The 24,729-nt window shown below is 48.7% G+C and carries 42 protein-coding genes; 3 read left to right on the forward strand and 39 right to left on the reverse strand.

Features of this window, described 5'->3' with window-relative positions; all coding sequences use genetic code 11:
- Positions 1 to 323: 323 nt before the first annotated feature.
- Positions 324 to 554 (reverse strand): hypothetical protein, encoded by a 231-nt coding sequence (locus KI379_RS32930; RefSeq protein WP_076176772.1) that lies wholly within the window; start codon positions 552 to 554, stop codon positions 324 to 326.
- A 121-nt stretch (positions 555 to 675) separates the two neighbouring features.
- Entirely contained in the window at positions 676 to 1,248 is a 573-nt protein-coding gene (locus KI379_RS32935; RefSeq protein ID WP_244879531.1) for a stage II sporulation protein M, read from the reverse strand.
- Between the two features lie 217 nt (positions 1,249 to 1,465).
- On the opposite strand from KI379_RS32935, the gene pdaB reads away from it, so the two are divergent.
- Positions 1,466 to 2,272, forward strand: a complete 807-nt coding sequence (pdaB, locus tag KI379_RS32940; protein ID WP_076176770.1) for a polysaccharide deacetylase family sporulation protein PdaB — start codon at positions 1,466 to 1,468, stop codon at positions 2,270 to 2,272.
- Positions 2,273 to 2,302: 30 nt separating this feature from the next.
- On the opposite strand, the gene KI379_RS32945 is transcribed toward pdaB, so the two are convergent.
- A complete protein-coding gene (locus KI379_RS32945) occupies positions 2,303 to 2,893 on the reverse strand; it encodes a KinB-signaling pathway activation protein (protein ID WP_076176769.1) in 591 nt (196 codons plus the stop codon).
- 127 nt (positions 2,894 to 3,020) lie between these two features.
- Between KI379_RS32945 and gerD the strand changes: the two genes are divergently transcribed.
- Complete coding sequence (gene gerD / locus KI379_RS32950) at positions 3,021 to 3,740, forward strand: spore germination lipoprotein GerD (protein ID WP_076176768.1); 720 nt, start codon at positions 3,021 to 3,023, stop codon at positions 3,738 to 3,740.
- A gap of 57 nt (positions 3,741 to 3,797) precedes the next feature.
- Here the strand turns inward: gerD and KI379_RS32955 are convergent, their stop codons facing one another.
- The 4 genes from KI379_RS32955 to KI379_RS32970 form a co-directional block, all read right to left on the reverse strand.
- Complete coding sequence (locus KI379_RS32955) at positions 3,798 to 4,901, reverse strand: Mrp/NBP35 family ATP-binding protein (RefSeq protein WP_076176767.1); 1,104 nt, start codon at positions 4,899 to 4,901, stop codon at positions 3,798 to 3,800.
- Positions 4,902 to 4,973: 72 nt separating this feature from the next.
- Positions 4,974 to 5,741, reverse strand: coding sequence for an N-acetylmuramoyl-L-alanine amidase CwlD (gene cwlD / locus KI379_RS32960; protein WP_076176766.1), 768 nt, complete (start codon positions 5,739 to 5,741; stop codon positions 4,974 to 4,976).
- A 69-nt stretch (positions 5,742 to 5,810) separates the two neighbouring features.
- Positions 5,811 to 6,980 (reverse strand): sulfate adenylyltransferase, encoded by a 1,170-nt coding sequence (sat, locus tag KI379_RS32965; RefSeq protein WP_076176765.1) that lies wholly within the window; start codon positions 6,978 to 6,980, stop codon positions 5,811 to 5,813.
- Between the two features lie 33 nt (positions 6,981 to 7,013).
- Positions 7,014 to 7,706 (reverse strand): phosphoadenylyl-sulfate reductase, encoded by a 693-nt coding sequence (locus tag KI379_RS32970; protein WP_076176764.1) that lies wholly within the window; start codon positions 7,704 to 7,706, stop codon positions 7,014 to 7,016.
- A 334-nt stretch (positions 7,707 to 8,040) separates the two neighbouring features.
- Here KI379_RS32970 and KI379_RS32975 point away from each other — a divergent pair, with 334 nt between their 5' ends.
- The gene (locus KI379_RS32975) at positions 8,041 to 8,274 is read left to right on the forward strand and encodes a hypothetical protein (RefSeq protein ID WP_144025546.1); all 234 of its coding nucleotides are present in this window, start codon (positions 8,041 to 8,043) and stop codon (positions 8,272 to 8,274) included.
- A gap of 108 nt (positions 8,275 to 8,382) precedes the next feature.
- Here KI379_RS32975 and rpsI read toward each other — a convergent pair whose 3' ends face one another.
- The 32 genes from rpsI to rplD all read right to left on the reverse strand — a co-directional run bounded on the left by rpsI (position 8,383) and on the right by rplD (position 24,729).
- Complete coding sequence (gene rpsI, locus KI379_RS32980) at positions 8,383 to 8,775, reverse strand: 30S ribosomal protein S9 (protein ID WP_076176762.1); 393 nt, start codon at positions 8,773 to 8,775, stop codon at positions 8,383 to 8,385.
- A gap of 19 nt (positions 8,776 to 8,794) precedes the next feature.
- Positions 8,795 to 9,232 (reverse strand): 50S ribosomal protein L13, encoded by a 438-nt coding sequence (gene rplM / locus KI379_RS32985; protein ID WP_076176761.1) that lies wholly within the window; start codon positions 9,230 to 9,232, stop codon positions 8,795 to 8,797.
- Between the two features lie 135 nt (positions 9,233 to 9,367).
- Complete coding sequence (gene truA / locus KI379_RS32990; protein WP_089549797.1) at positions 9,368 to 10,192, reverse strand: tRNA pseudouridine(38-40) synthase TruA; 825 nt, start codon at positions 10,190 to 10,192, stop codon at positions 9,368 to 9,370.
- A 260-nt stretch (positions 10,193 to 10,452) separates the two neighbouring features.
- Complete coding sequence (gene rplQ / locus KI379_RS32995) at positions 10,453 to 10,818, reverse strand: 50S ribosomal protein L17 (RefSeq protein WP_076176759.1); 366 nt, start codon at positions 10,816 to 10,818, stop codon at positions 10,453 to 10,455.
- 33 nt (positions 10,819 to 10,851) lie between these two features.
- Positions 10,852 to 11,796 carry a DNA-directed RNA polymerase subunit alpha gene (locus KI379_RS33000; RefSeq protein ID WP_076176758.1) on the reverse strand — a complete coding sequence of 315 codons (945 nt, stop codon included), beginning with the start codon at positions 11,794 to 11,796 and terminating at the stop codon, positions 10,852 to 10,854.
- 135 nt (positions 11,797 to 11,931) lie between these two features.
- Positions 11,932 to 12,327: a 30S ribosomal protein S11 gene (rpsK, locus tag KI379_RS33005; protein ID WP_009589209.1), complete on the reverse strand. Its 396-nt coding sequence runs from the start codon at positions 12,325 to 12,327 to the stop codon at positions 11,932 to 11,934.
- A 19-nt stretch (positions 12,328 to 12,346) separates the two neighbouring features.
- Positions 12,347 to 12,715, reverse strand: coding sequence for a 30S ribosomal protein S13 (gene rpsM, locus KI379_RS33010; protein ID WP_076176757.1), 369 nt, complete (start codon positions 12,713 to 12,715; stop codon positions 12,347 to 12,349).
- Between the two features lie 21 nt (positions 12,716 to 12,736).
- Entirely contained in the window at positions 12,737 to 12,850 is a 114-nt protein-coding gene (gene rpmJ / locus KI379_RS33015) for a 50S ribosomal protein L36 (RefSeq protein WP_026688601.1), read from the reverse strand.
- A 155-nt stretch (positions 12,851 to 13,005) separates the two neighbouring features.
- Complete coding sequence (infA, locus tag KI379_RS33020) at positions 13,006 to 13,221, reverse strand: translation initiation factor IF-1 (protein ID WP_017692098.1); 216 nt, start codon at positions 13,219 to 13,221, stop codon at positions 13,006 to 13,008.
- A 2-nt stretch (positions 13,222 to 13,223) separates the two neighbouring features.
- Positions 13,224 to 13,532, reverse strand: a complete 309-nt coding sequence (locus KI379_RS33025) for a KOW domain-containing RNA-binding protein (RefSeq protein ID WP_076176756.1) — start codon at positions 13,530 to 13,532, stop codon at positions 13,224 to 13,226.
- A 10-nt stretch (positions 13,533 to 13,542) separates the two neighbouring features.
- Complete coding sequence (map, locus tag KI379_RS33030; protein WP_094600163.1) at positions 13,543 to 14,295, reverse strand: type I methionyl aminopeptidase; 753 nt, start codon at positions 14,293 to 14,295, stop codon at positions 13,543 to 13,545.
- Between the two features lie 5 nt (positions 14,296 to 14,300).
- Positions 14,301 to 14,945: an adenylate kinase gene (locus KI379_RS33035; RefSeq protein WP_076176754.1), complete on the reverse strand. Its 645-nt coding sequence runs from the start codon at positions 14,943 to 14,945 to the stop codon at positions 14,301 to 14,303.
- A gap of 86 nt (positions 14,946 to 15,031) precedes the next feature.
- Entirely contained in the window at positions 15,032 to 16,330 is a 1,299-nt protein-coding gene (secY, locus tag KI379_RS33040; protein WP_089549796.1) for a preprotein translocase subunit SecY, read from the reverse strand.
- Positions 16,330 to 16,770 (reverse strand): 50S ribosomal protein L15, encoded by a 441-nt coding sequence (rplO, locus tag KI379_RS33045; RefSeq protein WP_076176752.1) that lies wholly within the window; start codon positions 16,768 to 16,770, stop codon positions 16,330 to 16,332. The genes secY and rplO overlap by 1 nt, the downstream gene beginning before the upstream one ends.
- 47 nt (positions 16,771 to 16,817) lie before the next feature.
- Positions 16,818 to 17,003 carry a 50S ribosomal protein L30 gene (gene rpmD / locus KI379_RS33050; protein WP_076176751.1) on the reverse strand — a complete coding sequence of 62 codons (186 nt, stop codon included), beginning with the start codon at positions 17,001 to 17,003 and terminating at the stop codon, positions 16,818 to 16,820.
- A gap of 12 nt (positions 17,004 to 17,015) precedes the next feature.
- Complete coding sequence (rpsE, locus tag KI379_RS33055) at positions 17,016 to 17,513, reverse strand: 30S ribosomal protein S5 (protein ID WP_076176750.1); 498 nt, start codon at positions 17,511 to 17,513, stop codon at positions 17,016 to 17,018.
- A 26-nt stretch (positions 17,514 to 17,539) separates the two neighbouring features.
- Positions 17,540 to 17,908, reverse strand: coding sequence for a 50S ribosomal protein L18 (rplR, locus tag KI379_RS33060; protein WP_076176749.1), 369 nt, complete (start codon positions 17,906 to 17,908; stop codon positions 17,540 to 17,542).
- 84 nt (positions 17,909 to 17,992) lie between these two features.
- Positions 17,993 to 18,535: a 50S ribosomal protein L6 gene (gene rplF, locus KI379_RS33065; RefSeq protein WP_076176748.1), complete on the reverse strand. Its 543-nt coding sequence runs from the start codon at positions 18,533 to 18,535 to the stop codon at positions 17,993 to 17,995.
- A gap of 30 nt (positions 18,536 to 18,565) precedes the next feature.
- A complete protein-coding gene (gene rpsH / locus KI379_RS33070; RefSeq protein ID WP_076176747.1) occupies positions 18,566 to 18,964 on the reverse strand; it encodes a 30S ribosomal protein S8 in 399 nt (132 codons plus the stop codon).
- Between the two features lie 33 nt (positions 18,965 to 18,997).
- On the reverse strand, positions 18,998 to 19,183 hold the full coding sequence (locus tag KI379_RS33075) for a type Z 30S ribosomal protein S14 (protein WP_013312154.1): 186 nt from the start codon (positions 19,181 to 19,183) through the stop codon (positions 18,998 to 19,000).
- A gap of 46 nt (positions 19,184 to 19,229) precedes the next feature.
- Positions 19,230 to 19,772, reverse strand: coding sequence for a 50S ribosomal protein L5 (gene rplE, locus KI379_RS33080; RefSeq protein WP_076176746.1), 543 nt, complete (start codon positions 19,770 to 19,772; stop codon positions 19,230 to 19,232).
- A 31-nt stretch (positions 19,773 to 19,803) separates the two neighbouring features.
- Positions 19,804 to 20,157, reverse strand: a complete 354-nt coding sequence (gene rplX, locus KI379_RS33085; RefSeq protein ID WP_076176745.1) for a 50S ribosomal protein L24 — start codon at positions 20,155 to 20,157, stop codon at positions 19,804 to 19,806.
- A gap of 76 nt (positions 20,158 to 20,233) precedes the next feature.
- Positions 20,234 to 20,602 (reverse strand): 50S ribosomal protein L14, encoded by a 369-nt coding sequence (gene rplN / locus KI379_RS33090; protein WP_076176744.1) that lies wholly within the window; start codon positions 20,600 to 20,602, stop codon positions 20,234 to 20,236.
- A gap of 36 nt (positions 20,603 to 20,638) precedes the next feature.
- Positions 20,639 to 20,905, reverse strand: a complete 267-nt coding sequence (rpsQ, locus tag KI379_RS33095; RefSeq protein ID WP_025336666.1) for a 30S ribosomal protein S17 — start codon at positions 20,903 to 20,905, stop codon at positions 20,639 to 20,641.
- A gap of 44 nt (positions 20,906 to 20,949) precedes the next feature.
- Positions 20,950 to 21,147, reverse strand: a complete 198-nt coding sequence (gene rpmC, locus KI379_RS33100; protein ID WP_076176743.1) for a 50S ribosomal protein L29 — start codon at positions 21,145 to 21,147, stop codon at positions 20,950 to 20,952.
- Positions 21,137 to 21,571 carry a 50S ribosomal protein L16 gene (rplP, locus tag KI379_RS33105; RefSeq protein ID WP_076176742.1) on the reverse strand — a complete coding sequence of 145 codons (435 nt, stop codon included), beginning with the start codon at positions 21,569 to 21,571 and terminating at the stop codon, positions 21,137 to 21,139. Before rplP ends, rpmC begins: the two co-directional genes overlap by 11 nt.
- Before the next feature lie 2 nt (positions 21,572 to 21,573).
- On the reverse strand, positions 21,574 to 22,239 hold the full coding sequence (rpsC, locus tag KI379_RS33110; protein WP_076176741.1) for a 30S ribosomal protein S3: 666 nt from the start codon (positions 22,237 to 22,239) through the stop codon (positions 21,574 to 21,576).
- A 13-nt stretch (positions 22,240 to 22,252) separates the two neighbouring features.
- Positions 22,253 to 22,585: a 50S ribosomal protein L22 gene (gene rplV, locus KI379_RS33115; RefSeq protein WP_076176740.1), complete on the reverse strand. Its 333-nt coding sequence runs from the start codon at positions 22,583 to 22,585 to the stop codon at positions 22,253 to 22,255.
- 35 nt (positions 22,586 to 22,620) lie between these two features.
- A complete protein-coding gene (gene rpsS / locus KI379_RS33120) occupies positions 22,621 to 22,899 on the reverse strand; it encodes a 30S ribosomal protein S19 (RefSeq protein WP_076176739.1) in 279 nt (92 codons plus the stop codon).
- A 70-nt stretch (positions 22,900 to 22,969) separates the two neighbouring features.
- A complete protein-coding gene (gene rplB, locus KI379_RS33125; RefSeq protein WP_076176738.1) occupies positions 22,970 to 23,800 on the reverse strand; it encodes a 50S ribosomal protein L2 in 831 nt (276 codons plus the stop codon).
- A gap of 12 nt (positions 23,801 to 23,812) precedes the next feature.
- Positions 23,813 to 24,106, reverse strand: a complete 294-nt coding sequence (gene rplW / locus KI379_RS33130; RefSeq protein ID WP_076176737.1) for a 50S ribosomal protein L23 — start codon at positions 24,104 to 24,106, stop codon at positions 23,813 to 23,815.
- Positions 24,106 to 24,729: a 50S ribosomal protein L4 gene (gene rplD, locus KI379_RS33135; RefSeq protein ID WP_076176736.1), complete on the reverse strand. Its 624-nt coding sequence runs from the start codon at positions 24,727 to 24,729 to the stop codon at positions 24,106 to 24,108. The genes rplW and rplD overlap by 1 nt, the downstream gene beginning before the upstream one ends.

A 24,729-nucleotide genomic window follows, 5' to 3' on the forward strand; every position in this document is an offset into this window, starting at 1 on the left:
AGGATCAAACTCTCCAAGAAAGTTTGTAGCTCATTTTGAATCTGACGAGATTGATTTAATCTCAATCGCTCCGGTCATAAGACCATCGCGTTTATACTCACTCGTTGTTCAGTTTTCAAAGATCAAAATCTCTTTCATTTCTCATCACCGCATCTCAGCGGCGACTTTTATAATATATCATACTCACTCGGTGTTTTGCAAGAGTTTTTTTAAAAAGTTTTTTACCACTTTCTATCAACCTTGCAAAAGCACTGTGCTTCGTTTCAAAACTCAAAACTGAAGCGAAAATTAATTTATCATAAGATAGGCAATGCCGTCAAGCATTATTGTTTAAATTGTGATAGCTTGCTGTTACGCGCATACTTTGAAAGCTCCTTTTGCGGAGCGAATCGGGCATACATCCGAAAAACAGTCTTGTAGCGGTTCGCAATGGCATTACGGATATCCTGATCCAATCGCTGATCGCTTAAGTCGAACAGCATCTCGTCCAGCTCCTTCCGCAGCACATAATCTAATTCCTTACATTCCTTCTCGTTAAATAGCATACCCAACATATTAGAACTGGCCCCCCTGTAGATTTATACCTGAACGTCCATAATCGGAACGGAAATGGTTTTATCGTCTTACTGTTATGCACAACTTTTGGGAAATTTATGAATCGCAATTTACAAAATACTAATTCTGCATCAAGGCATAGGTAACGGTGCTTTCAATAATTGCGGCAGCAAACAGCAGAATGACGACCCAAAAGGCTGCTGTAACCGATTTGCGCAGCACTCCCTCACCTTCCCTGCCCCACGCTCTCCTTCTCGGATTGATTCCGCGGATGACCCAGCTTCCCATTCTGATGCCGTAGGCACACGCGATGATAATCGCCGGTATTTCAATAATTCCATGCGGCAGGAGCCCCCTGATAACTAGATCGGCTAGACTCTCTCCTTGGGCGCTTAAACTATGTACCAAATAACCTATAACCATTCCGTTAACCAGCAGAAACATCACGGGCAGTATTCCCGCCAGAAGACCCAGGTAAATGATCAGTACGCCTTTAATACTGTTATTGAGGAAAATAAACCCGAAGAAGCTCCACTGCGGATGCTCTGAGTTCTGCAGATTACCGCTGACCTCCCTCAACCCGCTTAGCTGCTGGTTCACCAGTTCGGCCAAAGCCCCTGTACTGATCCACCCGGCCGCCACTCCGGCAGCAAAAAGCAATACCGCAAACAACAAGGTTTTTTTGATCGACATCAAGTCTCTTATAAATGTACTCAAACGAAGCAAACGATTACCTCCTCATAGTAATAAGTCCCAAGTACGAGCATACATTGAAGTAAACAAGCTTTACATGAGCATTTTTCCTAAAATTCGTTATCGGGGGATCATTACAGCCTATTTATAAAAAACCTCTGCTATAACGGACGACAGCGCAAAATGCTGATGTACGGAAAGGGGAGCTTACGAGCATATGAATTCATTTTTCTATGTGCTGAATGGCAGGAAAATAAAACGCACGTTTCTCGTGCTGGCCGCAGCGGTATTTGCCATCGGTATCATCTATGTCGAGAGCGACAACATCACGGTATTCTCTGAAGGGGCTCCAGCAGCCATTTACAGCGTCCCTACCGAGAAGAAAGTGATCGCCCTGACGTTTGATATCAGCTGGGGGGAAAAGCGGGCAGAGCCCATTCTGAAGGTTCTGAAGGACAAGAATGTGCAGAAGGCTACTTTCTTTTTATCCTCCCCTTGGGGAAAAAGCCATCCGGATATCGTAAATGACATCAAAAACAGCGGGTTTGAAATCGGAAGCCACGGCCACAAGCACGTGAATTACAGCACGCTGAGCGACGAAGAAATTCGCAAGCAGCTGATCACCGCCAATTCTATATTAACCGATTTGACCGGCAAGGAACCCAATCTCCTCCGCCTCCCCAACGGCGATTTTGACAAGCGGGTATTGAAGATCGCAGACAGCCTTAATTACAAGGTCATCCAATGGGATACCGATTCCCAGGACTGGAAAAACATCGGTGCGCAAAATATCGTTAACCGCGTTGTGTCGAAGGCACACCCCGGGGACATCGTGCTTCTCCATGCGAGCGACTCGGTCAAGCAGACCCATGAAGCGCTCCCGGTCATCATTGATGAGCTCCGCAAGCAGGGATACGAATTCGTAACCGTGTCCGATCTGCTCAGCCAAGCGGATACCAAGGGAAAAGAGATTCACGACCAGGCGGCGATGCAGCAAGCCATTGATGACGCAGCCGGCATGTAATGATAAGCAGAGAAAAAAGAGCTAAGGATCTTAGCTCTTTTTTGCGTTCAACACTTTATGAAGGATTAAAATTTGGTAAGCATTGCAGACGATCAGCGGAACCAGAATAAAGACGGTAGCGTTGTTTACGCCAATCTTGAGTCCTCCCACCAGCTCCACGATCGTGATCGCGGTCATGAAGAAGATTGTCGGTATCCAAGCCGTCGGATTGGTCGCTTTCGCCTTAAAATAAGCTACAACAATGGCTACGACCAGGATCGATATGCCGACAACCAAGTCGGATATCTGGCTGTTCTCCTTCCCGACAAATGAGCGGAAAAACATGACTTCAAGCAGTGCCAGAACCGCGAGGACAAGCTGTATGTACTGCCATACTTTTTTGGGGAACACCCCGATGGCTGTGTAATTCAAAATCATATAAGCGAAGAAGCCAAGCTGGGAATAGACGCTGACCATCAGGCCGTACCCGAATAAAATGACCAGATAAAACAAGTAATCCGCTGGCCCCTTAAATTTAATTATACCGCTTCCAAACTGCAGCAGCACCCCGGCCACAATCGCCGCTATGGAGCCGGCAAGCAGCGTTTTCCAAAATAATGTCATCCATCTTTTTAAGTTCAAATATTCTGCACCCCCAAGACTTTATTTTACCAACGTTCACAATAAAAAACCATCCATGCCTCGACATATTTCGAATTTTCGGATGCCATACTACAAACAGGATCTGAAGCAAAGGAGGACAACACAGATGAAGTGGCCGGTTATCGGTTTATGTGCGCTTTTTTTCGGTATTTCCGCGGCTCTGACAGGCTGTGGATCGGAACAGAGCTATGCCCCGCCCCAGAGCGATTATAAAGAGATGAAAACGATGGTTGTCGATATCCTGAAGAGCGATGAAGGCAAGAAAGCCGTTGAGGATGCCCTGAAGGGCGGCGGCAGCGGTTCGGGCACCAGCGGCTCCGGTTCTGGTTCGGGGCTCGGTATGCAGATGATGTCCCTTCAAGCCGGAGAGCAAATCCGGACGGCCGTCAAAGACACCATTACCGCTCCGGAGTACAAGAAAGAGTTCGAAAAAATCATGACGGATCCCCAGTTTGCCGGGGACTTCGCCAAAGCCATCAGCTCGCAGAACAAGCAGCTGCATATGCAGTTGATCAAAGATCCTACTTATCAGCAAGCCGTCGCCGATATTATGAAGTCACCCGAAGTCATGAAAATGTTCCTGGATATTACCAAGTCCCCTGAATATCGCAAGCAGTCAATGACCGTCATGCAGGAAGCCATGCAGAACCCGTTGTTCAGAATAGAAGTCATGAACATGCTGAAGGATGTCGTGACTCAAGAACTCCAGCCTAAAGTCGAGAAATCGCAAAAGAAAGGCGGGAGTAAAGGTCAAGAAGGCGGGGACCAAGGCAGCAGTGAAGGCGGCAGCAAGGAAAACGGCGAGGGCGGCGGTGGAGGAAGTTAACGGCATTAAAAAAGCCCCGATCGGGGCTTTTTTGGTGTGATGAAGCAAATGTGTAGTTTATTGCTCGCACTTGGCAACAATCGATGCGGCCAATTGACTGTAGATCTGACCCGTCGGCGTGTCTGCCTTATATACAGACGGCGAGAAGTCAGGTTCGGAGACATGGTTGTCCGGCGCTCCAAGCGGCAGCTGCGCCAGCAATTCCGTATGAAGCGTTTCCGCCAATTGTCCGCCACCGCCCCGTCCGAATACGTAATCCCGCTTGCCGCAGTCTGAGCACTCGTAATAAGCCATATTTTCGACGACGCCCAAAATGTCATGATTGGTCTGAAGCGCCATCGCTCCGGCACGAGCGGCTACGAAAGCAGCAGTGGCGTGCGGTGTCGTGACGATGATCTCCTTGCTCTGCGGCAGCATCTGATGAACGTCAAGGGCCACATCGCCCGTTCCCGGCGGCAAGTCAAGCAGCATATAATCGAGCTGTCCCCAACCGACGTCGCTGAAAAACTGGTGCAGCATTTTGCCGAGCATCGGACCGCGCCAAATGACCGGGTTGTTCTCACGGATAAAAAAGCCCATCGACATCACCTTCACGCCAAAGCGCTCCACAGGGATAATGGTGTTGTCCTCTACCACCGGCCCCTCTTCAATCCCCATCATATCCGGCACGCTGAAGCCGTAAATGTCAGCGTCAATAAGCCCTACGCGCTTGCCCATACGTGCCAAAGCTGCAGCCAGGTTGACGGTCACCGTCGATTTGCCGACGCCGCCCTTACCGCTTGCTACCGCGATAAAATGGACGTTCGGATCCTGCAGCAGCTGGTTGTGCTCCAGCCCGGCGGCATGTCCCTTGACGAGCTTATCCTCGTCCTCCTGGCGCATGCGCGCCGACTCGCCTAAAATTTTCTCGCGTTCCAGCTCGTTAGCTTCCCGCATCCGGATGTGAATCTCCGCACCCTCTGCGTCCCCAAGCCGTTCCCGGATGTCACTCTCAAGCGCCTTGGCGTAATCCTCACGCTTGTCTAAGGTGATGACCGACAGTGAAATCCGGCTTTCCTTCACAACGATATCTCTTATCATTTGCAGCTCAATCAGGCTCTTCCCTGTGACAGGCTCGACGATTGGCTGTAATAGCTGTTGCACTTGCTCACGTGATAACATGCTGGCAGCACCTCTGCTTTATAGTATTCATCTTAAGTTCCATCTAAAGCCTCAGGTGCTATTATACCATTCTCAAGGATTTTCTGACGACACTTTCGCCTTCTCGCCGGACAAATACCGGAGAACCCCCTTGTAGACCGATGCGGCGACCTTGCGCTGGTAGCTCTCATCCCTGAGCAGCTCCGACTCCTGCGGATGTGACAGGAAGCCGACCTCCACCAGAGCAGAAGGCATCTTCAGCGCTTGAAGCAGATATACCGTATTCACCGTTTTGGCCACCCTGTCCGTATTTTCGAGGTTCCGCTTAATCTCATCCTGAATTAATGCAGCCAGTCCTGCGTTGTCCGGATGATTCGGATAATAAAACGTCTGGGCGCCACGGTATCGGTTCGACGGAAAGCTGTTCATGTGAATGCTCAAAAACAGATCCGCATGCTTGTCCTCAATGAACTTGGCCCGCTGCTTCAAATCCTCTGTCTTCCGCTTGGAGTACCCTCTCGTATCACCGGCCAGGTCGTAGTCGCCTTCTCGCGTCATCACGACGATCGCACCCGCCTGCTGCAAATAGTCGCGCAGATATAAGGCGATCGCCAGGTTAATATCTTTTTCGATCACGCCCTGCTTGCTGACGGCACCTCCGTCCGGCCCGCCGTGACCGGCATCCAATGCGATTACTTTCCCCGACAGGGGCAGACCCAAGGAACCCGTCGTCTTTGCCGCGGGTATTTGGTATGTAGCCACCGCAATAAAAACAATCAGCAGGCAGAGGCCGATCAGCGCTTTTTTGACCGTGCTTACCCGGATCCACAGCACCTGTTTCTTTCGTCCCTGCTTGGACATAAAAAATCCACCTCCGTTCCCCATATCGACTCTACACATCTATATGGGGCGAGGTGGACAAATAGTACTTTATGAAGATACTTGTGCGGACATCCCTTCGATCAAAATCTTAGCGACCTCAGGACGGGTAAATTCCGGTGGCGGGCAGACGCCGTCCCGCAGAAGACCGCGTACCTTCGTACCGGACAAGGTCAAATGATCTTCCTTCGGATGCGGGCAGGTTTTGCTGGATGCCATATTGCCGCACTTTTTGCAGAAGAAGCTGTGTTCGAAAAACAGCGGGGTAATGCCGAGTTCTTCCGCCGTGAAATTCGAGAAAATTTCCTGGGCTTCATAGGTGCCGTAGTAGTCGCCTACGCCGGCATGGTCGCGGCCGACGATAAAATGGGTGCAGCCGTAATTTTTGCGGACCATCGCATGGAAAATGGCTTCTCTCGGGCCGGCATAACGCATAGCGGCCGGGAACACGCCAAGGAACGTACGATCGGCCGGGTAGTAGTTTTCGAGCAGGACCAGATAACTCTTCATCCGGACGTTGGCCGGAACGTCATCCGACTTGGTTTCACCAACGAGCGGGTTCAGGAACAGCGCGTCGACGATCTCAAGCGCACTCTTCTGGATATACTCGTGTGCCCGATGAACCGGGTTGCGGGTTTGGAAGCCAACAACCTTCTTCCATCCCTTCTCTGCAAAAATACGGCGCGTCTCCGCCGGATCAAAATAAAACTCGCCAAACTTAGCCGGTTTCGGACGGTTCAGCACCTGAATGCTTCCGCCCACATAGTTTGACGGGCGCTCAAACAGCTTCTTGACGCCAGGATGCTCGGAATCGCTTGCCTTGAATACCTTGGTCGCTTCAGCGGTCTGATCGACGCTGTAAATGCTCTCGATATCAAGGACGGCATACACCACCCCGTCTTCGGCTCCTACGAGGGCTGCCTTGTCGCCTACAGCGAGTTCCGCAGCCTTTTCATCGTCCACAGCCAGCGTAATCGGAATGCTCCATACCGTGCCGTCCGCCAGCCTCATGCGGTCGACGACCGACTGGTAATCCTGCTCATTCATAAAACCCGTCAACGGAGAAAAAGCGCCTACGCCAATCAGATCGATATCCGAAATCGTCCAAGTATTCACAGGAATCTGTTTAAATCCAGCCGCAGCCTGCAGCAGCTCTTCTCTGGCCTGGCCTTCAGCAATACGGTTAATCAAGGTACCTCCGTGAGGCTGAATCGCTGTCATCTTTTCGCTCCCCTTCTTCTGGTCCGTTATTTATTACTTATGAAGTCCGCATTCAATTTTGTCACTGTTTGCCCAGCGTCCTGCACGAGGATCCTCTCCAGGGGCAACTGCACGCGTGCAGTGCATGCATCCGATACTCGGGAAGTTCATGTCGTGAAGCGGGTTGTAGAATACCTGGTTTTCACGAATGTAGTGCCATACGTCGTCGGAAGTCCAATCAGCCAGCGGATTGAATTTAACAAGTCCGAATTTGTTGTCGTATTCCACCTTCTTGGCGTTAGCCCGGGTAGGCGCCTGATCGCGGCGGATGCCGGTAATCCAAGCGTCGTACTGGGACAAGATCCGGGTCAAAGGCTCTACCTTACGGATGTTGCAGCATGCGTTAGGGTCGGATTTCCACAGCTCTTCGCCATGGGCAGCCGCCTGCTCTTCGGGTGTCAGCTTCGGCGATACTCTTACGAACTCAATGCCATATTTGGCGGCTAGGCGGTCCCGGGTTTCGTACGTCTCTTTAAAGTGGAAATCGGTATCGAGGTAAAAGATGTCGGTCGATGGGCTTACCTTTTGCAAAATATCAACGAGCACGACGTCTTCAGCACCAAAGCTGCAGGCAAACGTAATGTTCGGGAATGTCTCCACCGCAAGTCGGATCAATTCTTCAGCCGTAGCATGTTCCATTTCTTCGGCTTGTTTCTGGATCCATTGTTCTTTTTCGAGCAAATTCATACCAGATGCCTCCATTCTGAATAAAAGTATCGTTTGTAATTCACTATAATCCCTACTGAAATAATATGATTAATCACAAGTATAAAGTAAAACCGCTGGTTGTCAATTCCTTTTCGCCGTATTTTTTTCATTTTGGAATAAAGATTTTGAATAAGGGGCTCGTATGGTAATTTCTTCGCATTCCCCTATGCATAAACGTACTTTTGGGGATGACATACTAATCCGGTAAAGGGATTTGGGGCTGACAAGCTGTATACGCCGCTGTGTACAGAGGGCATCGGGCCACAGCAACATTGGGCTATATACACTAGATTATTGGGAAGGGGTGTTCTTGGTGATCGTATCTTCGCATCAACTGAAAAATGTGAGCGGACCGCTGTTTTGCGAAACCTGCAGCCAGCTATCCGATCAGTTCAATGTATGGTGGACGGATGGGAAAAATGATGATGGCCTGGACTACTGCAGCATTCATGTGGAATGCGCCACCTGTCACAACGAGGTACTTCACAAGTCGGCCGTGGGGGATATTCATAATTTGGACGACGCGATTAACGTGCTGAGCCAATAAAACGGCTGAGAGTACTTTAGGCGGAGCAGGATGTTCCTTACGTTAAAGACAACAAAAAATCGCCCTAGACCAGTAATGGCCAGGGCGATTTGTACATAAAAGTAAATATTAACGTTTCGAGAACTGTGGCGCGCGACGAGCGGCTTTGAGACCGTATTTTTTACGTTCTTTCATCCGTGGGTCACGAGTCAGGAAGCCTGCTTTTTTCAGAGCTGGACGGTATTCCGGATCTGCTTTCAGCAGAGCGCGGGAGATCCCGTGGCGAATGGCTCCGGCTTGGCCAGAAATGCCGCCGCCGTTGGCAATAACGAGCACGTCGTATTGTCCCAGCGTTTCAGTCAAAGTCAGTGGTTGTTTTACGATCAGTTTGAGGGTTTCCAAACCGAAGTATTCGTTGATATCACGTTTATTGATGACAATGCGTCCTTCACCCGGTACAAGGCGAACACGAGCTACCGAATGTTTACGACGACCTGTCCCATAGTATTGTACTTGTGCCATGAAACTGTCCTCCTTTTAATTAGCCGCGAAGTTCGTAAACTTCTGGGTTTTGTGCTGCATGCGGATGTTCAGTACCTGCGTATACTTTCAGTCTCAGCTTCATTTTCTCGCCCATGCGAGTTTTAGGAAGCATACCGTGAACAGCGGATTCCAATACACGTTCTGGCTTGCTGTTCAGCAGATCCTGAGCGTTTGTCACTTTCAAACCACCTGGATGCAGGGAGTGACGGTAGTATTTCTTGTTTTGAAGCTTCTTGCCTGTCAGGTGAACCTTCTCAGCGTTGATGATGACAACGAAGTCACCTGTGTCAACATGAGTGGTGAATTGAGGCTTATGTTTACCGCGGATCAGGGCCGCAGCTTCGCTCGCCAGACGTCCGAGCGTTTTGCCTTCGGCATCAATGATGTGCCATTTGCGCTCTACTTCATTTGGCTTGGCCATATAGGTCGTACGCATGAATAGTTCCTCCTTGGTTTCGTCCGAAAATCATTTATCTTCGTTCAATTGTCATTGTTAAAAAGTTAATTTTCATGTTAGGAATGTGAATCTCTTAACTGGGGCTGTGGGAAAGCCATTAAGAAAACACAACTTTTATTTTACAGTAAACCCAGGCAAATCGCAAGCTGATTTTAAATTATTTTCATCAGCCGCTTCATACTCGACATTCCATAAAATCAGTCCCTTGGCGACGGCTGTAGGCCCCGCTTTGGACCGGTCTTTGGCTTCGAGGATCGCCGGCATATCTCCGGGCTTCTTGCGGCCTCTCCCGATCTCCAGCAGCGTCCCCACGATAATACGGACCATGTGCTGAAGAAAGCCGCTCCCTGTGACGTAGATATGGATCAGCCCCTGATCCCGAGTCCCTGGACGGCACATGGAATCATCTACCACGAGCTCGGCCTCATACAGCGTCCGGATATGGGAAGGCTTCGTAGAATGGCGCGAAGCAAAGGAAGTAAAGTCATGAGTCCCGATCAGATGCTTCAATCCTTCCGCCATGGCCGCAGTGTCCAGCTTGACGGGATGATGGAATTGGGTTCGTCTCTGGAACAGATCCGGAAACTGGTTGGCATTGATGGTATACCGGTACGTCTTCCTTTTGGCTGACCTTCTGGAGTGGAACTCCAGCGGAACTTCTGCCGCCTCCCAGACGATAATGTCTTGGGGCAGCCTCGAGTTGAGGGCGATGCACCAGCGCTCGACGGGAATATCGGAAGAGGTGATGAAATTAAACACCTGGCCGCGAGCATGCACACCGGCGTCTGTTCGCCCGGAAGCATGGATCTTGACCTCTTCCCCTGTCAGCAGCTTGATCGCCTTCTCCAGGGCATCCTGGACCGTGCTGCCGTCCGGCTGGGTCTGGAAGCCGCAGTAATCTGTACCGTCATAACTGACCTTCATGCATAGGTTGCGCATTTCTTAAACCTCCTGAATCCGATACCGCATGGTTTCCCGATGAACGGGGAATCCTATCCATTCGTACGTTTTTACACAAAAACGGCCCCACCGCGATATCACGGCGGAGCCGTTCCTGTATTCTGGCTCGGATGAACCGGCTGCTTCTTTTCAGAAAAAGAAGCTCCCTTCAGGAGCCCCTTAGACACGTCCCTAGAAGTGAAAAAAAGGGTTTGATCAGAATCATGGATTCCTTCCACCCTTTCCTCATCCTCATCAGTTTACGCGCGGTCAACCAGTTCCAAATAAACCATAGGCGCGGAATCACCGCGACGAGGTCCGAGCTTCAGGATACGTGTGTATCCGCCTGGACGCTCAGCGTAACGTGTAGCCAGCTCGCTGAACAGTTTTTGGATTGCGTCTTGCTCCCCATCTACCGTTTCACGACGAACGAATGCTGCCACTTGGCGACGGGCATGAAGGTCACCCTTCTTTGCTTTCGTGATCAGCTTTTCAGCGATCGTGCGAACTTCTTTCGCTTTCGCTTCTGTCGTTTGGATACGCTCGTATAAGAACAGGTCGGTTACCAGGTCACGGAACAAAGCTTTACGTGCGCTGGAATCGCGGCCCAACTTTTGGTATGCCATGTTTTCCCCTCCTTCGCTAACAATCCTAAGATGCTATTCTTCTGTACGGAGTCCCAAACCGAGCTCTTCGAGCTTCTCTTGAACTTCCTCCAAAGATTTGCGGCCCAGGTTGCGGACTTTCATCATATCTTCTTCGGTTTTCGTGGTCAGCTCTTGCACCGTATTAATACCGGCACGTTTGAGACAGTTGTAAGAACGTACGGAGAGATCCAGCTCTTCGATTGTCATCTCAAGCACTTTTTCTTTTTTGTCTTCTTCTTTTTCGACCATGATTTCCGCATCTTTCGCTTCGTCCGTGAGACCCACGAACAGCATCAAATGCTCGGTCAAAATTTTGGCGCCGAGGCTAACCGCCTCTTCTGGTCTGATGCTGCCATCAGTCCATACTTCAAGCGTCAATTTGTCGTAGTTGGTCACTTGACCAACCCGCGTATTCTCCACGCCGTAATTCACGCGGCTAATCGGGGTATAGATAGAATCGACCGGGATGACGCCAATGGGTTGATCATCACGTTTATTCTTATCTGCTTGGACATAGCCACGACCGCGGTTAGCAAAAATACGCATATGGAGTCTCGATCCAGGACCCAGTGTAGCAATATGCAGGTCCGGATTAAGAATTTCCACATCGCTGTCCGCCCGGATGTCTCCTGCCGTCACGACCCCTTCACCCTCAGCATCGATTTCGAACACTTTCTCTTCGTCCGAATGAATTTTCAGGGAAAGAGCCTTCAGGTTCAGAATAATTTCCGTTACGTCTTCCATGACGCCCGGAACCGTTGAGAATTCATGAAGCACACCGTCAATCTGAACAGATGTAACGGCCGCGCCAGGCAGCGAGGAGAGCAGAATCCGGCGAAGTGAATTCCCCAGAGTCGTTCCATATCCTCGTTCCAGCGGCTCTACCACAAATTTTCCATAGGCTCCGTCTTCACTGACGTCTACGGTCTCAATTTTCGGCTTTTCGATTTCAATCACGCAAGTACCCCTCCTTCAAACGTCGCTCCTATATGAAACTGTCACCTTGTTCAAGTGTATCCATGTAGTATGCCTAAACAACCATTATTAGCAGATTGTGCCGGTTTTATACCACATTCCCAGGTTGACTATCAATTAGACACGACGACGTTTTGGCGGGCGGCAACCGTTGTGAGGAATTGGAGTTACGTCTTTGATCAGGTTGACTTCCAGACCAGCAGCTTGCAAAGAACGAATCGCTGCTTCACGGCCTGCACCTGGACCTTTAACCATAACCTCAACTGCCTTCATACCATGTTCCATTGCAGCTTTGGCAGCTGTTTCAGCAGCCATTTGCGCAGCAAACGGAGTGGATTTACGGGAACCTTTGAATCCGAGGCCGCCGGAGCTTGCCCAAGAAATTGCGTTACCGTGAGGATCCGTGATCGTTACGATCGTATTGTTGAACGTGGAACGGATATGAGCCACGCCAGATTCAATATTTTTACGGTCACGACGTTTAGTACGTACGACTTTTTTCGGTTTAGCCATTGTCTTTTATCCCCCCTTATTATTTCTTCTTGTTCGCTACAGTACGACGAGGGCCTTTCCGTGTACGAGCATTGGTTTTAGTACGTTGTCCACGAACCGGCAGACCGCGGCGATGACGCACACCACGATAGCATCCGATTTCAACGAGACGCTTAATATTTAAGGAAATTTCACGACGCAGGTCACCTTCAACCTTAACCCCTTTGTCGATCGTTTCACGCAATTTGCTGACTTCATCTTCCGTCAAATCACGAACACGAGTGTCCGGATTGATGCCTGTTTCGCTCAGAATTTTCTGGGAAGTCGTTTTACCGATTCCGAAAATATAAGTCAAGGCGATCTCAACGCGTTTGTCACGTGGCAAATCCACACCAGCTATACGAGCCATTTTACGCTACACCCCCTTCTTTTAACCTTGTTTTTGTTTGTGCTTCGGATTTTCACAGATAACCATTACAGTACCTTTGCGACGAATGACTTTGCATTTTTCGCACATAGGCTTTACAGAAGGTCTTACCTTCATGTTCATTACCTCCCTAAAGTTTTGCCAAGCAAAACTCTCTTCGTAGGATGACTCGGAGTCAACCGGACCAAGTCCGGATAAAATGTTCACTACGTTAATTGCTGCAAACGGGATGTTTAACATCCTGAACGTTTCCCCTAAAGGAAACGGAATTGCTATTTACGATAAGTTATACGACCTTTGGTTAGATCATAAGGCGATAACTGAACGACCACTTTGTCGCCTGTCAGAATACGGATAAAGTGCATCCGCAGCTTACCGGAAACATGGGCAAGAATCTGATGACCGTTCTCCAGTTCGACCTTGAACGTTGCATTCGGCAATGGTTCAAGAACCGTGCCTTCCACTTCAATAACATCTTCTTTGGCCACAGTCAGTCTCCTTTCTCTTCAGCTTGGGATTCGGTGGACTTCATAAACTTCATCACTGCATAACGCAGCTTTCCGTTTGTGACCCGACCGCTTTCTTTTAAACTGTCAACAACCTCACTGCTGATAAACTTTTGGGGTTCCAGATGCAATAGATTCTTCTTCTTGCACTGGTCAAACTTTCGTTTGTCCCCGTCAGCTATATACACAAATCTGCTGTCAGCTATGGATACGACCACGGCGAGCTGTCCGGCATCCTTGCCTTTCAGGATCTTCACAATTTGACCGATTTGCGGGCTGCTTTGATTGCTCAAGAACGATCACCTACACATCCAGTTTTGTGAAAATCTCCATGCCGTCCGGTGTCACAGCCACCGTATGCTCGAAATGGGCACACAAGGAGCCGTCAACCGTAACGACCGTCCAGTTGTCTTCCAGCGTCTTAACATACCTTGATCCGGCATTGACCATCGGTTCGATCGCCAACACCATGCCGGGTTTAAGCCGAGGCCCTCGGTCCGGCGTGCCAAAGTTCGGAATTTGTGGTTCTTCATGCAGTTCTGCCCCAACACCGTGCCCGACATACTCCCGGACAACCGAGAAGCCGGCATCTTCAATCACGCGTTGAATGGCATGCGAGATCGTAAACAGGCGCACATCAGGTTTGACAAGCTCTAAGCCTGCATATAAAGACCTTTCGGTAACGTCCAGCAGACGCTGGGCTTCCTCCGAAATGCTCCCTACAGGATAGGTCCAAGCGGAGTCTCCATGGTAACCACGGTACTGCGCACCGATGTCTAGCGTAATAATGTCGCCTTCGTTTAATTTGCGTTTGCCGGGAAATCCGTGCACCAATTGATCATTGACTGAAGCGCAAATGCTGGCAGGAAAACCATTGTAGCCTTTAAAAGACGGCAGCGCATGTTGACTGCGAATGTAGTGGTCTGCAATCCGATCAAGTTCTCCGGTAGTGATCCCCGGTTCGATGTGTTTGGCCATAAGGCGATGCGTTTCCGCAACGATCCGTCCGGCCTCCCTCATAAAGCCAAGTTCCGTTTCGGACTTACAAATGATCATTACAATTAACCTCGCAGTACCGATACGATTTCATCGGATACCGTACCGATTTCCTGATCCCCATCGATCTGACGCAAAAGACCTTTGTTCTCATAAAACGTAAGGAGCGGTGCTGTTTTGTTGATATATTCGTCCAGGCGGGTACCTACGCTCTCTTCGTTATCATCCGAGCGCTGATACAGTTCGCCTCCGCATTTATCACATACACCTTCCTGTTTTGGCGGGTTGAAAATCACATGATAAGTTGCACCGCAGTTCTTGCAGATCCGGCGTCCCGTAAGGCGCGCCATCAGCTTGTCGCGGTCTACTTTCAGGTTGATGACATGATCAAGCTTCGTGTTCAGTCTGCTAAGAATTTCATCCAGCGCTTCCGCTTGCGAAAGGGTTCTTGGAAAGCCGTCCAATAAAAAACCTTTTTCGCAATCGGACTGCTGCAGACGTTCTTCAACAATGCCGATCGTTACATCATCCGGTACCAGGAGTCCTTGATCCATGTATTCTTTGGCTTTCTTCCCGATGGGAGTTCCCTGTTTAATCGCCAAACGAAATGCATCGCCTGTCGAAATATGGGGAATGCCGAATTCATTGACAATGACTTCCGCCTGTGTTCCCTTACCTGCCCCAGGAGGGCCCATGAATAGTATGTTCACGTTTCTCTCTCCCTCCAAACACTACCGTTACAAGAAACAACGCAATAAGCACCGGGAAGTTCAATGGACTTCACCGGGACCTATTACTATTTATTGATAAAGCCTTTGTAATGGCGCTTAATCAATTGACTTTCGATGGTCTTCATTGTATCCAATGCCACACCGATAACGATGAGCAGTGAAGTTCCCCCGATTTTCACCGAGTTCGGCAGACCGGCAAGCGTACCGAAACCGATCGGAAGCAGAGAAATAACGGCCAGGAAGATGGCGCCGGTCATCGTTAACCGGGACATTACGCGGGTCAGGTACTTCTCAGTCGCTTTGCCAGGACGAATGCCAGGAATGTAGCCACCGTTTTTCTTCATGTTATCAGCCATTTGGTTTGGATTCATCTGCACGAATGTGTAGAAGAAAGTGAAACCAATGATCATCAGAACATACAGCACCATACCAAGAGGGTAATCATATCGCAAGTTTGTTTGGATCCATTGGGCCCAAGCATAAGTGTTAAAGAATCCTGCGATAATCGTAGGGAACTGCAGCAAGGAGACAGCGAAGATGACCGGAATAACACCCGCAGCATTGATCTTGAGCGGAATGTGTGTATTCTGTCCGCCGTACATTTTGTTGCCTACCACACGTTTTGCGTACTGCACAGGAATTTTACGAATCGCTTGCTGGATGTAGATAACACCCGCAATAATCGCCACGATCACAATAAGTATGATGATCGTCTTGAGTGTATTCATAAATACCTGACCATCTTGGATAAAGTTGGAGCTCGCTGTACTCCGGATATACATCGGGATGTTAGCGACAATCCCTGCAAAAATCAGAATGGAAATACCATTTCCGATTCCTTTTTCAGTAATTTGTTCACCAAGCCACATCAGGAATGCCGTACCTGCGGTCAATACGATCGCAACGAGCAGGTAATCCACGAAGGTGGCGTTAGGAATCATTTGCGTACCGTACAACCGGTTAAAACCGATGGCCATCGCAAACGACTGAATCAGGCCCAATACTATCGTACCATAGCGTGTCAATTGCGCCGATTTCTTCTTCCCGTGCTCGCCTTGTTTAGCCCATTCGGCAAGTTTCGGGACGACATCCATCGACAACAACTGCACGATGATGGACGAGGTAATATACGGCACGATCCCGAGGGCAAAGATGGAGAACTGATGTAGTGCTCCTCCCGAGAACGTGTTTAAGAGACCAAACAACTCGCTACCCTGCTGATTCGTTTGCTCCAGGACCGTTTTATCAACGCCTGGAACAGGAACGAATGAACCGATACGGTAAATGATCAGTACAAACAAGGTGAACAAGATTCTCTTGCGTAGGTCCTCAACCCGCCATATATTCTTCAGGGTCTTAAACATTAGATCACCTCGGTTTTACCGCCGGCAGCCTCGATTTTCTCTACCGCAGATTGAGAGAACTTGTTTGCTTTTACAGTCAATTTTACGGTTACTTCGCCATTACCAAGAATTTTGATGCCGCTCTTCGTGTTTTTCACGACGCCGCTTTCCACCAAAAACTCAGGAGTTACTTCAGTACCCTCTGCAAAGCTGTTCAGTTCCTCGATGTTCACGATCGCATACTCTTTCCGCGTAGGATTTACAAATCCACGTTTCGGCAGACGACGATACAATGGGTTTTGCCCACCTTCGAAGCCAGGACGCACACCGCCGCCAGAACGAGCGTTTTGACCTTTGTGACCACGGCCAGATGTTTTACCAGTACCGCTACTTGTACCACGGCCAACACGTTTGCGTTCTTTGCGGGATCCAGCAGCTGAGGAAAGTTCGTGTAACTTCATCGTTCGTTGCACCTCCTTAATATTTCTAGGTTAATCTTGTTGCAAGATTAACCTTCAATTTCAGTAACAGATACCAAGTGGCTCACTTTGTTGATCATTCCGCGAATTGCAGGATTGTCGTTATGAACCACCGTCGAATTTAATTTACGCAAGCCGAGAGTTTTTACAGTCGTGCGCTGAGTTTCAGGACGGCCGATCAAACTGCGGACGAGGGTAATTTGAAGTTTAGCCATGACATTCCCTCCTTAACCGAGCAGCTCTTCGACAGATTTGCCACGCAATTTGGCTACATCTTCAGCACGCTTCAGACGGGACAAGCCCTCCAAAGTCGCGTTGACCATGTTCATGGAGTTCGAAGAACCCAAAGATTTTGTCAAGATGTCACCTACACCTGCCAGCTCCAGTACGGCACGCACAGGACCGCCGGCGATAACTCCAGTACCTTCAGACGCTGGTTTCAAAAGAACGCGTCCAGCACCAAAGTGGCCAGTGACCAGGTGAGGAATTGATGTTCCAACGAGAGGAACGTGAATCAGATTTTTCTTAGCATCTTCGATGCCTTTGCGGATGGCGTCAGGAACTTCGCCTGCTTTACCGATACCAGCACCAACCCAGCCTTTGCCGTCACCGACAACTACCAGCGCGCTGAAGCTGAAACGGCGTCCGCCTTTTACTACTTTAGCAACGCGGTTAATATTAACCACTCTTTCAGTCAGTTCCAAAGTGTTAGGATCTACACGCAAGTCGTTTACCTCCTTTTTAGAAATTCTTAGAATTCCAAGCCTGCTTCGCGAGCTGCGTCAGCCAGAGCTTGAATCCGTCCATGGTACAGGTATCCTCCGCGGTCGAATACGATCGAAGTATGACCTTTTTCTTTTGCACGCTTAGCAACGAGTTCGCCGACTTGACGAGCAGCCTCAACGCTGCCGCCGTTTTTCACGGAACCGCTAAGCTCTTTATCAACTGTAGACGCAGAAACGATGGTTACGCCAGCTACGTCGTCGATCAGTTGAGCGTAGATATGTTTAGAAGAACGGAATACGTTCAAACGTGGGCGTTCAGCAGTACCTTGGATCTTCTTGCGGACACGCAGATGACGTTTGAGACGAGCTTTGTTCTTATCCTCTTTTGTAATCATGTCTTCCCTTTCACTCCTTTCAGTTTTGCCATGACAGCTTCACTTTAAGACGCACGGGGTAAAGAAGGCTTAAGAAATAACTGCTTATTTCTTCTTACCTGCTTTACCTTCCTTACGGATAATGCGCTCACCTTCATACTTAATCCCTTTACCTTTGTAAGGCTCAGGCTCGCGAACGGAACGGATTTTAGCGGCGTATGCACCTACGCGCTCTTTATCGATACCGCGAACGATGATTTTCGTATTTGCAGGCACTTCGAACTCGATACCTGGTTCTGGAGTGATTTCTACCGGATGAGAGTAACCAACGTTCAGGACGATCTTATCTCCAGACTTGCTTGCACGATATCCGACCCCAACCAACTCCAGAGATTTCGAAAAGCCTTCAGTTACTCCGCTCACCATATTGTTGACAACGCTGCGGGTCGTGCCGTGAAGCGAACGATGCGCTTTGTTGTCGGATGGGCGCTCAACGACGATTTCGTTGTTTTCTACCGTTACCTTCATGTCTTTATGAAGTTCACGAGTCAAAGATCCTTTCGGTCCTTTAACCGTAATAACGGAATTGTTCAGTGTGATATCCACACCGCTTGGTACTGCGATTGGTTTGCGACCAATACGGGACATGTGTTGCACCTCCTTGTTCTGTGACGTGTATTACCAAACGTAGCAGACAACTTCTCCGCCAGCTTTGGATTGACGAGCTTCTTTGTCGGTCATAACTCCCTTGGATGTGGAGATAATCGCAATACCCAAACCGCCGAGGACACGAGGAATTTCGTTGCTCTTCGTGTACACGCGCAGACCTGGTTTACTGATTCTCTTCAAACCGGAGATGACGCGTTCGTTGTTGGCACCGTATTTCAGGAAAACACGGATAATCCCTTGTTTGTTGTCATCGATATATTCTGCATCACGGATGAAACCTTCACGCTTCAAAATGTCAGCGATTTGTTTTTTCATCGTCGAAGCAGGCATTTCAACCGTTTCGTGACGCACAGTGTTGGCGTTACGAATACGAGTCAGCATATCTGCAATTGGATCAGACATAGTCATTTTGTGTGAACCTCCTTCCCGATTGTAAACTTCTTACCAGCTTGCTTTTTTCACGCCAGGGATCTGGCCTTTATAAGCTAATTCACGGAAACAAATTCTGCAAATTTTGAACTTTTGCAGTACCGAATGTGGACGACCGCAACGTTCGCAGCGTGTATAAGCACGCACTTTAAACTTAGGCGTACGTTGTTGTTTTACTTTCATCGAAGTTTTTGCCACTTAGCCTGACACCTCCTAAAAATTTTCGGAGAAATGGATTTGCGAATTACTTCGCAAAAGGCATTCCCAATTGAGCGAGCAGCTCGCGGGACTCTTCGTCAGTTTTAGCCGTCGTTACGATAACGATATCCATACCACGGACTTTATCAACTTTATCATACTCGATCTCAGGGAAGATCAGCTGTTCCTTGAGGCCAAGCGTGTAGTTGCCGCGTCCATCAAATGCTTTGGTAGACACGCCGTGGAAGTCACGGACACGTGGAAGGGTAACGTTGAACAATTTGTCCAGGAAGTAGTACATACGCTCTCCGCGCAGTGTTACCTTCACACCGATCGGCATATTCTCACGCAGTTTGAATCCGGCGATGGATTTTTTAGCACGAGTAATTACCGGCTTTTGACCAGCAATCAGCTGCATATCATTAACTGCGGCATCCAGTACTTTCGAGTTGGATACGGCATCACCCACACCCATGTTGATGACAACCTTCTCGATTTTAGGTACCTGCATTACCGTAGAATAACTAAACTTCTGCATCAAAGCAGGAGTAACTTCATTCAAAAAACGTTCTTTCATTCTTGCTGCCATGAATTATGAACCTCCTTTCTTAACGATTCGATTAGTCGATAACCTCTCCGGACTTCTTCGCAACACGGACCTTTTTACCGTTATCCAGCGTTTTGTAACCGATACGGGTTACTTTGCCGCTCTTCGGATCGATATGCATCACGTTGGATACATGGATCGGTGCTTCCTGCTCGATGATTCCGCCTTGAGGGTTGGATTGGTTCGGCTTTTGGTGTTTCTTCACCATGTTCACGCCTTCGACAAGCACACGGTTTTCACGAGGATACGCTGCGATGACACGGCCTTTTTTGCCTTTGTCTTTACCGCTGATGACCATAACCGTATCTTCTTTCTTCACGTGCAGTTTGTTGCTGTGCGATTCCAGAACCTTTTTCACTTTCGGCATTTTGTTACACCTCCTATGACTGCATGTCAGCGATTTATCGGGATCCCGTAACAGCTCACTGTCCGGGAATCAGCTATTAGATTACTTCCGGTGCCAAGGAAACGATTTTCATGAAATCTTTGTCGCGAAGTTCGCGAGCCACTGGTCCGAAAATACGAGTTCCGCGCGGGCTTTTGTCTTCTTTAACAACAACCGCTGCGTTTTCGTCAAAAGAGATGTAAGATCCGTCTTTGCGGCGTACAGAACGCTTCGTACGAACCACAACAGCTTTAACAACATCACCTTTTTTGACAACGCCGCCTGGTGTTGCTTGTTTGACGGAGCAAACAATCAAATCACCGATGGCTGCTGTACGACGTCCCGTACCACCCAGCACGCGGATACACATCAGTTCCTTCGCACCAGAGTTGTCAGCTACTTGAAGACGTGTAAATGGTTGAATCATTGAAATTTCCTCCTTTCGGAAAAACTAACTCTATCTTTAGATGATAACCGCTTTTTCAACGACTTCTACCAGTCTCCAACGTTTGTCTTTAGAGAGTGGACGAGTTTCCATGATTTTAACGGTATCTCCGATTTGTGCTGTGTTGTTCTCATCATGCGCTTTAAATTTCTTCGTGTATTTAATGCGCTTGTGGTAGAGATCATGCTTTTTGTAAGTTTCAACGGCTACAACAATGGTTTTATCCATTTTGTCACTGACAACTTTACCGATTTGCACTTTACGAGCATTGCGTTCTTCGCTCATAGTTAGCCTCCTTCCTGATTACAGACGAGCACGGCTGTGATCTATTAACTAATCCCAAGTTCTCTTTCACGGATGACGGTTTTAGCACGAGCTATTTCCTTGCGTACATCACGGATCCGAGTTGGGTTATCAAGCTGTCCGGTAGCCAATTGAAAACGGAGGTTAAAGAGTTCCTCTTTAAAGCCCGCAATCTTTTGCTCGATTTCTGCAGTGGTCAAGTTACGCAGATCATTAGCTTTCATTTGCTTCACCACCCAATTCTTCACGTTTCACAAACTTCGTTTTGATCGGCAGCTTGTGAGCGGCGAGACGCATCGCTTCGCGAGCGATTTCCTCAGACACGCCTCCAAGTTCAAACATAATCTTGCCTGGTTTGACAACTGCGACCCATTTCTCAACGTTACCTTTACCGCTACCCATACGAACCTCAAGAGGTTTTTGAGTGATCGGCTTGTCAGGGAAAATCTTAATCCATACTTTACCGCCACGCTTGATGTAACGCGTCATCGCAATACGCGCTGCTTCGATCTGACGGTTCGTGATCCAAGTTGGCTCCAGAGCTTGCAAACCGAATTCACCGAAGTTCAGTTCAGTTCCGCCTTTTGCCATACCCTTCATGTGACCGCGTTGTTGCTTGCGGTGTTTTACACGTTTTGGTACCAACATGATTAGTTGCCTCCTTCCTGAGCAGCTTGTTTCTTAGCCGTAGGAAGAACCTCTCCACGATAGATCCATACTTTTACGCCGAGACGGCCATAAGTTGTATGTGCCTCAGCCGTACCGTAGTCGATGTCAGCACGAAGCGTATGAAGTGGAACAGTTCCTTCACTGTAGCCTTCCGAACGAGCGATCTCGGCGCCGCCAAGACGTCCGCCCACTTGAGTTTTGATTCCTTTAGCGCCAGCACGCATCGTTCTTTGGATCGCTTGTTTCAATGCACGACGGAAAGAAACGCGGCGCTCCAATTGCTGAGCAATGCTTTCTGCAACCAGGACTGCGTCCAGGTCAGCTTGCTTAATTTCAGAGATGTTGATGTGAACTTTTTTACCGCCTGCAATTTTCGTAACTTGGCTGCGAAGTACTTCAACTTCGGAACCACCTTTACCGATAACCATGCCTGGTTTCGCAGTGTGGATAGTGACGTTCACACGATTTGCCGCTCTCTCGATTTCGATGCGAGAAACAGCAGAATCCTTCAATTTATTTTTCAGGTATTCACGGATTTTGACATCTTCCAGCAAAAGATTACCGAAATCTTTGCCAGCATACCATTTCGATTCCCAATCACGGATGATCCCGATACGGAGTCCGACTGGATTTACCTTTTGGCCCACACGTTATCCCTCCTTATTTTTCAGATACCACCAAAGTAATGTGGCTGGTGCGTTTATTGATCCGGCTCGCACGACCCATGGCGCGTGGACGGAATCTCTTCATTGTTGGGCCTTGGTTAACGAAAACCTGGCTCACAACCAAATTGTTAATATCCATCGAGTAGTTATGCTCAGCATTGGCGATCGCTGAGTTCAGCAGCTTCTCCACAACCAGGGAAGCCGATTTCGGAGTGTGGCGGAGAATGGCGATGGCCTCACCAACTTGCTTACCGCGGATCAAGTCAACAACGAGCTTGACTTTACGAGGAGCAATCCGAATAGATCTGGCATGTGCTTTTGCTTCCATTTGTTTTACCTCCTCTCAAACAAAGAGCTTCGAAATTATCTTCTTGTTTTCTTGTCATCGTCCGTATGACCCTTGTAGGTACGTGTTGGAGCGAATTCACCCAACTTGTGTCCTACCATGTCTTCCGTTACGTATACCGGAACGTGCTTGCGTCCGTCGTATACACCGAACGTGTGACCGATAAATTGTGGGAAAATCGTAGAGCGACGGGACCAAGTTTTGATAACCGCCTTCTTGTTCGATTCGTTCATCACTTCTACTTTTTTCAGCAGGTACCCGTCAATGAAAGGCCCTTTTTTCAAACTGCGACTCATCTATAAAATCCTCCCTTCATCCAATCTTCTCGTTACTTTCGGCACTTCACAAAGTTATGCACAGCGTGCATTATTTTGTGCGGCGGCGAACGATATATTTGTCAGAAGCTTTGCCTTTTTTACGCGTTTTGTAACCAAGGGTTGGTTTGCCCCATGGAGACATTGGCGATTTACGTCCGATTGGAGCGCGGCCTTCACCACCACCGTGAGGGTGATCGTTAGGGTTCATAACTACCCCGCGAACTTCAGGACGTTGTCCGAGCCAGCGGCTGCGGCCTGCTTTACCGATTTTGATCAGCTCGTGGTCTTCGTTACCAACGGAACCGATTGTAGCACGGCAAACTTTAAGCAGTCTGCGAACTTCGCCCGAAGACAAACGTACGGATACGTATTTATCTTCTTTACCAAGAAGCTGAGCTTCGGTACCGGCTGCGCGAACCAATTGTCCGCCTTTGCCAGGCTGCAGTTCGATGTTGTGGATAACAGTACCTACCGGAATGTTCTCCATTGGAAGTGCGTTACCGATTTTGATGTCGGCGTTTGGACCGGATTCAATTTTGTCTCCCACTTTCAGACCTTTAGGAGCGATGATATAACGCTTCTCTCCGTCTGCATAGTGGATCAGAGCAATATTGGAAGTACGGTTCGGGTCATACTCGATCGTAGCAACGGTACCTGGTATGCCGTCTTTCGTACGTTTGAAGTCGATGATGCGGTATTTACGTTTGTGTCCGCCGCCGTGGTGACGAACCGTAATTTTACCTTGGTTGTTGCGGCCAGCTGTTTTGCTGAGCGGTGCAAGCAACGATTTCTCCGGCTGATTTGTCGTGATCTCTTCAAAAGTAGACACGGACATGTTACGTCTAGCCGGGGATGTCGGCTTATACTTTTTAATAGGCACGTGATTTCCTCCTTACTCTACAGATTCAAAAAACTCGAGCGCTTTGCTGTCTTTGCTCAGCGTTACGATGGCTTTTTTCCACTCGGTTGTATAACCGTTGTAGCGGCCATAACGTTTCGGCTTAGCAGGGACGCGCATTGTATTTACATTCGTTACTTTCACTTTAAAGATCGATTCAACAGCTTGTTTGATTTCGGTCTTGTTCGCACGGATATCCACTTCAAAGGCATACTTCAAGTCGCCCATGTATTCAGCCGTACGTTCAGTGATCACCGGACGTTTGATAATATCACGAGGATCTTTCATTACGCGAGCACCTCCTCTACCTTCTGAACTGCTTCTTTCGTAATGATCAGTTTGTCGTACAGAAGTACGTCAAGAACATTAATGCCGTCTGCTGCAACAAATTTCACGCCAGGAATATTCCGTGCGGAAAGAGCCACATTATCATCATAGCCAGGAGCTACGATCAGAGCCTTACGTTCTACTTTCAGATTGTTCAGGATCGCTGCGAATTCCTTTGTTTTAGGCGTGTTCAGAGCGAGTTGATCCAGAACGATCAGATTGTTAGCGATCACTTTGGAAGACAATGCAGATTTAATAGCCAAACGACGAACTTTCTTAGGAAGCTTGAACGAGTAGCTGCGTGGTGTTGGACCGAATACAGTACCGCCGCCCTTCCATTGTGGTGAACGGATCGAACCTTGACGAGCACGGCCGGTTCCTTTTTGTTTCCAAGGCTTACGTCCGCCGCCGCGTACTTCAGAACGGCCCTTCACTTTGTGTGTACCACGACGCAAAGATGCTCTTTGCAGCAATACCGCTTGGTTCATCACGTGTACGTTTGGCTCTACGCCAAATACCGCATCGTTCAGTTCCAATTCTCCTACTTCGCTACCGCTGACATTAAACAGGGTTACTTTTGGCAT

Source organism: Paenibacillus cineris (assembly GCF_018333335.1).
GTDB lineage: Bacteria > Bacillota > Bacilli > Paenibacillales > Paenibacillaceae > Paenibacillus_AQ > Paenibacillus_AQ favisporus.

What these genes read in the sequence shown, in the direction of transcription:
- KI379_RS32930 (WP_076176772.1), bottom strand. Translation starts at nt 554, where the DNA reads ATGTTGGGTATGCTATTTAACGAGAAGGAATGTAAGGAATTAGATTAT.
- KI379_RS32935 (WP_244879531.1), bottom strand. Translation starts at nt 1,248, where the DNA reads ATGTCGATCAAAAAAACCTTGTTGTTTGCGGTATTGCTTTTTGCTGCC.
- pdaB (WP_076176770.1), top strand. Translation starts at nt 1,466, where the DNA reads ATGAATTCATTTTTCTATGTGCTGAATGGCAGGAAAATAAAACGCACG.
- gerD (WP_076176768.1), top strand. Translation starts at nt 3,021, where the DNA reads ATGAAGTGGCCGGTTATCGGTTTATGTGCGCTTTTTTTCGGTATTTCC.
- KI379_RS32955 (WP_076176767.1), bottom strand. Translation starts at nt 4,901, where the DNA reads ATGTTATCACGTGAGCAAGTGCAACAGCTATTACAGCCAATCGTCGAG.
- cwlD (WP_076176766.1), bottom strand. Translation starts at nt 5,741, where the DNA reads ATGTCCAAGCAGGGACGAAAGAAACAGGTGCTGTGGATCCGGGTAAGC.
- sat (WP_076176765.1), bottom strand. Translation starts at nt 6,980, where the DNA reads ATGACAGCGATTCAGCCTCACGGAGGTACCTTGATTAACCGTATTGCT.
- KI379_RS32970 (WP_076176764.1), bottom strand. Translation starts at nt 7,706, where the DNA reads ATGAATTTGCTCGAAAAAGAACAATGGATCCAGAAACAAGCCGAAGAA.
- rpsI (WP_076176762.1), bottom strand. Translation starts at nt 8,775, where the DNA reads ATGGCACAAGTACAATACTATGGGACAGGTCGTCGTAAACATTCGGTA.
- rplM (WP_076176761.1), bottom strand. Translation starts at nt 9,232, where the DNA reads ATGCGTACGACCTATATGGCCAAGCCAAATGAAGTAGAGCGCAAATGG.
- truA (WP_089549797.1), bottom strand. Translation starts at nt 10,192, where the DNA reads ATGCGCAACCTATGCATGAAGGTCAGTTATGACGGTACAGATTACTGC.
- rplQ (WP_076176759.1), bottom strand. Translation starts at nt 10,818, where the DNA reads ATGGCATACCAAAAGTTGGGCCGCGATTCCAGCGCACGTAAAGCTTTG.
- rpsK (WP_009589209.1), bottom strand. Translation starts at nt 12,327, where the DNA reads ATGGCTAAACCGAAAAAAGTCGTACGTACTAAACGTCGTGACCGTAAA.
- rpsM (WP_076176757.1), bottom strand. Translation starts at nt 12,715, where the DNA reads ATGGCTCGTATAGCTGGTGTGGATTTGCCACGTGACAAACGCGTTGAG.
- rpmJ (WP_026688601.1), bottom strand. Translation starts at nt 12,850, where the DNA reads ATGAAGGTAAGACCTTCTGTAAAGCCTATGTGCGAAAAATGCAAAGTC.
- map (WP_094600163.1), bottom strand. Translation starts at nt 14,295, where the DNA reads ATGATCATTTGTAAGTCCGAAACGGAACTTGGCTTTATGAGGGAGGCC.
- secY (WP_089549796.1), bottom strand. Translation starts at nt 16,330, where the DNA reads ATGTTTAAGACCCTGAAGAATATATGGCGGGTTGAGGACCTACGCAAG.
- rplO (WP_076176752.1), bottom strand. Translation starts at nt 16,770, where the DNA reads ATGAAGTTACACGAACTTTCCTCAGCTGCTGGATCCCGCAAAGAACGC.
- rpmD (WP_076176751.1), bottom strand. Translation starts at nt 17,003, where the DNA reads ATGGCTAAACTTCAAATTACCCTCGTCCGCAGTTTGATCGGCCGTCCT.
- rplR (WP_076176749.1), bottom strand. Translation starts at nt 17,908, where the DNA reads ATGATTACAAAAGAGGATAAGAACAAAGCTCGTCTCAAACGTCATCTG.
- rplF (WP_076176748.1), bottom strand. Translation starts at nt 18,535, where the DNA reads ATGTCCCGTATTGGTCGCAAACCAATCGCAGTACCAAGCGGTGTGGAT.
- rpsH (WP_076176747.1), bottom strand. Translation starts at nt 18,964, where the DNA reads ATGACTATGTCTGATCCAATTGCAGATATGCTGACTCGTATTCGTAAC.
- rplE (WP_076176746.1), bottom strand. Translation starts at nt 19,772, where the DNA reads ATGGCAGCAAGAATGAAAGAACGTTTTTTGAATGAAGTTACTCCTGCT.
- rplX (WP_076176745.1), bottom strand. Translation starts at nt 20,157, where the DNA reads ATGCCGAAAGTGAAAAAGGTTCTGGAATCGCACAGCAACAAACTGCAC.
- rplN (WP_076176744.1), bottom strand. Translation starts at nt 20,602, where the DNA reads ATGATTCAACCATTTACACGTCTTCAAGTAGCTGACAACTCTGGTGCG.
- rpsQ (WP_025336666.1), bottom strand. Translation starts at nt 20,905, where the DNA reads ATGAGCGAAGAACGCAATGCTCGTAAAGTGCAAATCGGTAAAGTTGTC.
- rpmC (WP_076176743.1), bottom strand. Translation starts at nt 21,147, where the DNA reads ATGAAAGCTAATGATCTGCGTAACTTGACCACTGCAGAAATCGAGCAA.
- rplP (WP_076176742.1), bottom strand. Translation starts at nt 21,571, where the DNA reads ATGTTGGTACCAAAACGTGTAAAACACCGCAAGCAACAACGCGGTCAC.
- rplV (WP_076176740.1), bottom strand. Translation starts at nt 22,585, where the DNA reads ATGGAAGCAAAAGCACATGCCAGATCTATTCGGATTGCTCCTCGTAAA.
- rpsS (WP_076176739.1), bottom strand. Translation starts at nt 22,899, where the DNA reads ATGAGTCGCAGTTTGAAAAAAGGGCCTTTCATTGACGGGTACCTGCTG.
- rplW (WP_076176737.1), bottom strand. Translation starts at nt 24,106, where the DNA reads ATGAAAGATCCTCGTGATATTATCAAACGTCCGGTGATCACTGAACGT.
- rplD (WP_076176736.1), bottom strand. Translation starts at nt 24,729, where the DNA reads ATGCCAAAAGTAACCCTGTTTAATGTCAGCGGTAGCGAAGTAGGAGAA.